Raw genomic sequence first — 1,535 nt, 5'->3', positions numbered from 1 at the left:
ATCACCCGTTGCTCAACCCGCACCATACGGCGTAAAACCCGCCGAGGCTCTAACTGCAGCCGGATGAAAATTCAGTGGCAGGTCAGTGGAAGATAGGTGTCCGACCAACGGCTGGAAAATAGAAGCCGGATGACGCGAGAGTGTCATGTCCGGTTTCGTGAGCGCGGAGAGGTGACATTCCTCTCCGCTACTCGACTACTATAATCCGTGCAATCCGTGCGTTTGGATGCTAGGAGGAGAAGATGGATATGAACCGGCGAGCTTCTTTGTGGAGAGCTAGGTGGGAGAGGCTCAGGGTTCTTACACGTAAGGTCGGAAGACAAAGTGATATCACCTTTCAGGAGTTGGTGAAGAGGAATTGCCACCTTCTGCCCGGCGCTGAATATTCACTAATTTTCGAGGAGGCGCGGCAAGCGACTTCGCTTGAGGATGACAATCGCAACCAGACTAGAAAGTTCCTTCGGCAAGCTGGCCTTTACCACTGTCTTCGATCGGTCCTCGGTTCTGGGCTCGAAGGCGATTTCGCGGAGTGCGGCTCCTTTCGCGGTCAAGCTGCCTATCTGATCGCGCGATTGATGGAACTGCACAATCGCCGTGGAGAGCTCCATATTTTCGATAGCTTCGCGGGCCTCTCACAGTTCGTCAAAGCCGACAATGTGGGGCTTCAACGAGATAAGCAGCAGACTGATCGTATGCGTGCGCACTTCGCGTTTCCGGAGGAAGTTTTGTGCCGGAATTTGGCACGGTTCGATATTATACGTGTGCATGCGGGCTGGATACCAGAGCGGTTTCCTGAAGTTGCCGATAGGCGTTTTGCACTTACCCATATAGATGTGGACCTGTATGAGCCGACACTCCAAAGCCTCAGGTTCTTCTATCCGCGCACTGTGCCTGGCGGCTGGCTCATCGTGGATGACTACAATTCTGTCTCATTCCCAGGCGCCAAAGCAGCGGTTGATGAATTTCTGAAGGATGAAACTCCCTGTTGTGCGCTACCGCAGCAGGTCGGAGCCTTCCTCATTCGGAAGTAATGATCGGATCGAAGGCGACTCGACAGACAATGAAACAGTCACTGGTGGGTCGAATACAACTCTTGCCGCTGTGACGTTGCCCCTTTGGCTTAATCCGGTTTGAAGTTCGCTCTGGCCCAACGCGAGGACCAGAGAATGAAGCGCAGCCGTTTCAGTGAAGAGCAGATCATCGGGATTTTGAAGGAGCACGAGGCCGGAGTTTCGGTGGCCGATCTGTGCCGCAAGCACGGGGTCAGCGACGCCAGCATCCACAAATGGAAGGCGAAGTATGGCGGCATGGACGTGTCGGAAGCGAAGCGGCTGAAAACGCTGGAGGATGAGAACGCTCGTCTGAAGCGGCTCCTGGCGGACGCCATGCTCGACAATGCCGCTTTGAAAGATCTTCTCGGAAAAAAATGGTGACGCCCGCTGCCGAGCGAGAGGCTGTCGCGCATCTTCGCAGCGAATTCGAGAAGAGCGCGCGGCGGGCGTGCCAGACCATCGGCTGCTGCCGGATGACGGTTC

1 protein-coding gene and 1 pseudogene are annotated in these 1,535 nt (G+C 55.3%); both read left to right on the top strand.

Annotated elements, in window-relative coordinates; all coding sequences use genetic code 11:
- The first annotated feature begins 242 nt into the window (after window positions 1-242).
- Window positions 243-1,031, top strand: a complete 789-nt coding sequence (locus NKI95_RS34220) for a TylF/MycF/NovP-related O-methyltransferase (protein WP_352722252.1) — start codon at window positions 243-245, stop codon at window positions 1,029-1,031.
- Window positions 1,032-1,166: 135 nt separating this feature from the next.
- A pseudogene (locus NKI95_RS34215) lies at window positions 1,167-1,535 on the top strand (transposase); the annotation flags it as partial.

This window comes from Mesorhizobium sp. M0306, assembly GCF_040321655.1.
Lineage (GTDB): Bacteria > Pseudomonadota > Alphaproteobacteria > Rhizobiales > Rhizobiaceae > Mesorhizobium.
Note: the sequence above shows the minus strand (reverse complement) of the source record. Positions and strands in the feature narration are given on the sequence as shown.